Origin of the sequence: Streptomyces sp. SID3343, from assembly GCF_009865215.1 — a bacterium.
Lineage (GTDB): Bacteria > Actinomycetota > Actinomycetes > Streptomycetales > Streptomycetaceae > Embleya.
This window is the reverse complement of record NZ_WWJX01001039.1, coordinates 1-6174: the sequence shown is the minus strand read 5'-3', so window position 1 is coordinate 6174 and position 6174 is coordinate 1. Positions and strand designations below refer to the sequence as shown.

Annotated in this window: 5 protein-coding genes and 1 tRNA gene; 5 read left to right on the top strand and 1 reads right to left on the bottom strand. The window is 72.2% G+C overall.

Annotated features, from left to right (window positions below; translation table 11 throughout):
- Both GT354_RS32600 and GT354_RS32595 read left to right on the top strand, forming a co-directional pair.
- The coding region (locus GT354_RS32600) for an iron chelate uptake ABC transporter family permease subunit (RefSeq protein ID WP_272923929.1) at nucleotides 1-1404 on the top strand (1404 nt) is incomplete at its 5' end.
- The gene (locus GT354_RS32595; RefSeq protein WP_161359980.1) at nucleotides 1401-2177 is read left to right on the top strand and encodes an ABC transporter ATP-binding protein; all 777 of its coding nucleotides are present in this window, start codon (nucleotides 1401-1403) and stop codon (nucleotides 2175-2177) included. The genes GT354_RS32600 and GT354_RS32595, both read left to right, overlap by 4 nt.
- 228 nt (nucleotides 2178-2405) lie before the next feature.
- On the opposite strand, the gene GT354_RS32590 is transcribed toward GT354_RS32595, so the two are convergent.
- Nucleotides 2406-2478, bottom strand: a tRNA-Arg gene (locus GT354_RS32590).
- 161 nt (nucleotides 2479-2639) lie between these two features.
- Here GT354_RS32590 and GT354_RS32585 point away from each other — a divergent pair.
- From GT354_RS32585 to GT354_RS32575, 3 genes are all read left to right on the top strand, one after another.
- Nucleotides 2640-3692 (top strand): Gfo/Idh/MocA family oxidoreductase, encoded by a 1053-nt coding sequence (locus tag GT354_RS32585; protein ID WP_161359979.1) that lies wholly within the window; start codon nucleotides 2640-2642, stop codon nucleotides 3690-3692.
- A 47-nt stretch (nucleotides 3693-3739) separates the two neighbouring features.
- On the top strand, nucleotides 3740-5119 hold the full coding sequence (locus tag GT354_RS32580; RefSeq protein WP_161359978.1) for a GTPase domain-containing protein: 1380 nt from the start codon (nucleotides 3740-3742) through the stop codon (nucleotides 5117-5119).
- Nucleotides 5120-5157: 38 nt separating this feature from the next.
- A partial coding sequence (locus GT354_RS32575; protein ID WP_202512566.1) for a GTPase occupies nucleotides 5158-6174 on the top strand: 1017 nt, incomplete at its 3' end.

Sequence of the window (6174 nt, the reverse complement as noted above, 5' to 3'; positions counted from 1 at the left end):
GGGGGCGGGTTGGGCTTTGGCTTGGGCTCGGGGTCCGGCTTGGGCTTCGACGAGACCGGCCTGATCGAGACAGATCCAACCAAGGGCGACCCGATCGACTCCGAGCCGATCAGCCCCAAGCCGATTGATGTCAACCCGATCGACCCCGAGCCGATCAAACCCAAGCCGGTCGATGTCGAGCCGATCGACTCCGAGCCGATCCATCCCAAGCCGGTCGATGTCGAGCCGATCGACCCCGAGCCGATCGATGTCGAGCCGATCGACCCCGACCCGATCGAGGCCCGGGTAGCTGTTCTGCGCGGGGGCGGGTCGCCGATCCCGCGGGCCGCCGTCGCGGTCGGGTCGGCCGGGCGGGCTCCTTTGTCGGTGGTGGTCGGGTGCCTGATCGCGGCGTTGGCGGTGGCGGGCGCGGCCGGGCTGCTCGCGGGGTCGGTACCCGTGCCGTGGTCCGAGACGTGGCGCATCCTGGCGCATCGGATCGGCGGTGACGCGTGGGTCGAACCCTCGTGGAGCCGAGCGCACGACCTGATCATCGCCGACACCCGGCTGCCCCGAGTGCTGCTCGCGGCGATCGTGGGCGCGACGCTCGCCGTCGTGGGCATGGTGATCCAGGCGATCGTGCGCAATCCGCTGGCCGGCCCCGACGTGCTCGGCGTCTCGTCGGGGGCCGCCACCGGGGCGGTGCTCGTGATGCGGTGGGGCGTGGCGTCGATCGGCGGCCTGTCGCTGGGCGCGCTCACACTCAACGTCGCGGCATTCACGGGCGGGCTAGTGACACTGCTGGTGGTGTTCTCGGTGGCGCGATCGGGCGGGCGGGTGACGGCGGTTCGGCTCGTACTGGCGGGCGTCGCGGTGAGCGCGGTGCTGTCGTCCCTGACCAGCCTGCTCGTGCTCACCTCACCCGATCCGCAGTTGGCGTCACAGGTGCTGTTCTGGACCCTCGGCGGATTCGGCTCGGCGCGCTGGACGTTGCTGCTCGTACCCGCGCTCGCGCTCGCGGTGGGCCTGGTCGTACTGCTCCTCCAAGCGCGCAACCTCAACCTGCTCCTTGCGGGAGAGGAGAGCGCCGCGGCTCTCGGGCTGGACGTCCAGCGTTTTCGGCAGGGCATGTTCCTGCTCGCGGCGGTGCTCACGGGCGTCGTGGTCGCGGTCAGCGGGGTGATCGGCTTCGTGGGGCTGATGCTGCCGCACGTGGTGCGCCTGCTGGTGGGCGCGGACCATCGGCGCGCGCTGCCGGTCGCGGCGCTGCTCGGCGCGGTGTTCGCGATCTGCGCGGATCTCGCGGCGCGCACGGTGATGGCCCCTCAGGAACTGCCGGTCGGCATCGTGACGTCGCTCGTCGGCGGGCCGTTCTTCATCTGGTTGCTGCGCCGTGACGCGCGGCGGGAAGCGGGTCTGGGATGACGCCGATCCCGGCCGCACGCCTGACGCTCGACGGGGTCGGCTTCGCGGTGGCGGGTCGCCCCCTGGTGGCCGACGTCTCGTTGGACGTCGCACCGGGGGAGGTGGTGGGCCTGCTCGGCCCGAACGGCAGCGGCAAGTCCACGCTGCTGCGGAGCGTGTACCGGGTCAACCGCCCGACCGCCGGCCGCGTCCTGGTGGACGGCGAGGACGTATGGACCCACTCGGCCCGGTGGGCTGCCCGCCGCATCGGCACGGTCCTACAGGACATGCCCACCGACTTCCCGCTCACCGTGCGCGACGTGGTGGCGATGGGCCGCTCCGCCCACAAGGGCCTCCTGGACCCGGACAACGCGACCGACCGCGCGATCGTGGACGCGGCGACCGACCTGCTCGAACTCACCGACCTGACGGACCGCCCGTTCTCCCTGCTGTCGGGCGGCGAACGCCAACGCGTCCTGGTGGCCCGGGCCTTGGTCCAACAACCGGGCCTGCTGATCCTGGACGAACCCACGAACCACCTGGACATCCACCACCAGTTGTCCCTGCTCCGCCTGGTCCGCCGCCTGGGCGTCACCGTCCTGGTAGCCCTACACGACCTCAACCTGGCCGCCATGTTCTGCGACCGCCTGTCCCTCCTGTCCGCAGGCCGCCAAGTCGCCACCGGCACCCCGGCAGAAGTCCTGACCCCCAAAACCCTCACAACCGTCTACCGCATAGAAACCCACATAACCCCCCACCCCCGCACCGGCACCCCCCTGGTGGTAATCCTGTAAACGGCCCACCTTTCCCTGCCTCCGACGGGGCCGGGTCCCACTCTCGTGACCACCCACACAAGCCGTAGCCCGCCTGAGCCACGCGTCGCCGAGAGGTGTGGGCCACAGCAGCCCGCACGGCCCGAACCACGTCGGTCGGCGGTGGTCCAATCCTCGGGCGCACCCTGCTGCGTGTGCGCTGGGCAGTCAAAACGTCGCTCACCGTGCGGATGTGCGGGTGGAGAAGGGTGCCCCCGGCAGGACTCGAACCTGCGACCAAGTGCTTAGAAGGCACCTGCTCTGTCCACTGAGCTACGAGGGCGTGGGCGAATCAGGATCTTGCACTGGATCCGGATGCGGCACAACAGAATAGGGCCGTGTGCATGCCTCATCGACGCTCCGGTGGTCACCGTTACCTGATCAGACGCAGTTGGCGGCCAGAATGTGATCAGAGAAGGGCCGAAACGGACACAGGGAGGCGCAGTGGGTCCCACCAGGACTGTACTTGTCGGTTACGGCGTTGGGGGCGCGGCGTTCCACGGGCCGGTGGTGGAGGCGGTGGAGGGGCTTGAACTGGTGGCTGTCGTCACCGGGAACGCGGAGCGGCAGGCCGCGGTGCGGGCGCGGCATCCCGGTGCGGAAGTGATCGGGACGACGGAGGAGATGTTCGCCCGGGAGGGTGACTTCGACCTTGTCGTGATCACGGTGCCGAACCGGTTTCACGTGCCCCTCGCGACGCGGGCCCTGGAGGCCGGGTTGCACGTGGTCGTGGACAAGCCGTTCGCGGGGACCGCCGCGCAGGGGCGGGCGCTCGCCGCGTTGGCGGCCGAGCGTGGGCGGGTGCTCGGGGTGTACCAGAACCGGCGGTTCGACGGGGATTTCCGGACCGTGCGGCGGTTGGTCGAGGACGGTCGGCTCGGGGACGTGTACCGGTTCGAGTCGCGGTTCGAGCGGTGGCGGCCCGAGGTCAAGGCGGCGGGTTGGAAGGAGCAGGCCGACCCGGAGGCGTTGGGCGGGATTCTGTACGACCTCGGGACGCATCTGATCGATCAGGCGGTGGCGTTGTTCGGGCGACCCACGCACGTGTACGCGGAGTTGGCGGCGCGGCGGGCCGGGGCGGTCGTGGACGACGACAGCTTCGTGGCGCTGACGCACGCGGGTGGGGTGCGGTCGCACCTGTGGATGAGCGCGATCGCGGCCGATCTCGGGCCGCGGTTTCGGGTGCTCGGTTCGACGGCGTCGTACCTGAAGTTCGGGATGGATCCGCAAGAGGAGCTGTTGAGGTCCGGGGCGCGGGTCGATACGCCCGGGTGGGGGACCGAGGGGCCGGACGCGTGGGGAGTGGTCGGTACGCCGGGCAGGACCGAGCCGGTGCGGACCGAGCCCGGCGCGTATCAGGACTACTACGCGGCGATCGCCGACGCCGTGCGGGGCGAGGGGGCGCCGCCCGTGCCGATCGAGGAAGCGGTGACGGTCCTGGAGACGATCGAGGCCGCGCGGCGTTCCTCGGCCGACGGAGTGACCGCCCGGATCTGAGGCGTTGATAATACGAACAATGCGGGCACTGGCCGCCCGTGGTGATCATGGGAACCGACCGATTGTCCGCAGCCCTCGCAAACCTGCGGGAACGGGTCGTGGCGACGTGTTTCCCGCTCGACCTGCCGGGCGCCGGACACGCGCGGTTGGCTCGTCGTGAGTTGATCGATCAGCTCGGCGACTACGTGTTGCCGCGGCTCGCCGTTCCGCGCGCGCCGCTGCTCGCGGTGGTCGGCGGCTCGACCGGTGCCGGGCGGTCGACGCTGGTGAACGCGCTGGTCGGCCGCGAGGTCACCGCGGCAGGGGTGTTGCGACCGACCACGCGCGTACCGGTGTTGGTGTGTCGCTCCGGTGATCGGCACTGGTTCGCGGACGAGGCCGACATCGAGTTGTGCCTGGACGAGCGGGTGCCGCCGGGGATCGCGCTGCTCGACGTACCCGACATCGACTCGGTGTCGGTGGAGAACCGGCGCGTCGCGGTACGCCTGCTCGGAGCCGGTGACCTGTGGATCTTCGTGACCACGGCCTCGCGCTACGCCGACGCCGCGCCGTGGCATCTGCTGCGGCTCGCGCGTGATCGCGACACCCGGATCGCGATCGTGCTCGATCGGGTGCCTCCGGAGGCGCTCGATCTGGTCCGCCCGGACTTCGTACGGTTGTTGCGCCGGGCCGGGCTCGGCGACGTACCGCTGTATCCGATCCCCGAGACCGCGCCGGGCGCCGCGCTGCCCGAACGCAACGTGGTACCGATCCGGACCTGGCTCGCCGAGCGCGGCGCCGATCCGGACGCGCGGGACGCGGTCGTGCGGCGCACCCTGGGCGGGTTGCTGCACAGTCTGGATCAGCGGGTGCCGCCGCTCGCGCAGGCGGTGTCGCGGCAGTACGACGCGGCCGGTCGGGCCCGCGAGTGTGTGGATCGGGCCTACGCCTGGACGTCCAGGTGGGCGCTGACGGCCCTCGACGACGGGTCGTTGCTGCGCGGTGCCGCGGCGACACGATGGCGGGACGGGGACGTGCCGGGGGCGGCGGATGCGGTACGGGCGAGCCTGGCGGCGCTCGCGGCCGACGCGTTCGCGCGGGGGGCCGAGCGCTCCGCCGGGTGTCTGGCGCGGGGCGGGGTGCGGCGGGTGGTACCGGATACGGCCGGGTGGGCGGCCGGCGTGGAGGACCTCGCCTTGATCGCGGCGGTCGGCGGGACCGGGATGGGGCCCGGGGTGGGCCGTGAAGCGGCGGGGCGGCTCGGCACACGGATCGGGTCCGACGCGGCCGCCCGGCGGATTCTGGACGCGCATCGGGAGCTGGGCCACGCGGTCGCGGGGGCGCTGGACGACGAGCGGGGGCGGCGGTTGGCGGCGGTACGCACGCCTGATTCGGCGGCCGAGTGCGGGCTGATCGCGGCGCTCGACGCGGTGCGGAGGAGCGCGTGACGGGGGATCGGTTCGGGGGCGGTCCGCACGATAGGGGGGTGCCCGATGTGCCGGCCGCCGATCGGTTCGCGGACACGTCGGGGCGCGCTGCGGTCGACCGGTTCGCGGGGAGGCGGGTGCGGCACGAGGACGGCTCGGAGGAGGCCGGTCGACTGCTCGCACGGCTGACCGCGCTGGAGCGCACCGCGGAACTGGCCCACGACCGGTTGCCGCCGGCCGACCTCGCGGCGATCGCGGACCTGTTGGACCACGCGGACGCCCGGCTCGGCGCGGCCACGTGGCACACCGTGGTCGCGCTCGCGGGGTCCACGGGCAGCGGGAAGTCGTCGTTGTTCAACGTGCTCACCGGGTTGCGGCTCGCCGAGACGGGGGCACGCCGGCCGACCACCCGGGCGATGTTCGCGTGTGCGTGGGACTTCGAAGGGGCCGCCCCGCTGCTCGACCTGATCGGGGTCGAGGCGGGGAACCGGGTGGCGCGGCACGGTGCGTTGGACGCGCGGCGGGGCGGGATGCCGGCAGGGCTCGTGCTGCTCGATCTGCCCGACCACGACTCGCTCGACGTCTCGCATCGCAACGCGGTGGACGGTGTGGTGGCGGTCGCGGATCACCTCGTGTGGGTGCTCGATCCGCAGAAGTACGCGGACGCCTTGGTGCACGACCGGTACCTGCGACCGCTGCGGCACCACGGGCGCAGTATGACCGTCGTGCTCAACCACGCCGATCGGCTGGGGCCGGCCGATCTCGCGGCGTGCCTGACCGATGTCCGGGCGCTGCTGGCGGCCGACGGGGCGGCGGAGGTGCGGGTGCTGGCGACGTCGCCCGAGACCGGCTTGGGCATCGCCGAGTTGCGGCGCGTGGTGGTGGCTGCGGCGGGGAGCGGCGAGGCGTCCGTGGTTCGCCTTTCCGCCGACGTGGACGCGTTGACGGAGCGGCTCGACGAGTACTTCACGGGAGTGGTGCCGGGTGTGGACGCGTTCACGGCGCGGGAGCGGGACGCGCTGGTGGACGACCTGTGCGACGCGGCGGGGGTGGGGGTGGTGGCCGCTGCGGCCGGG

Bases quoted from the DNA above. Each gene is read 5' to 3' on its own strand.
- GT354_RS32580 (WP_161359978.1), top strand. From the start codon at position 3,740: ATGGGAACCGACCGATTGTCCGCAGCCCTCGCAAACCTGCGGGAACGG.
- GT354_RS32595 (WP_161359980.1), top strand. From the start codon at position 1,401: ATGACGCCGATCCCGGCCGCACGCCTGACGCTCGACGGGGTCGGCTTC.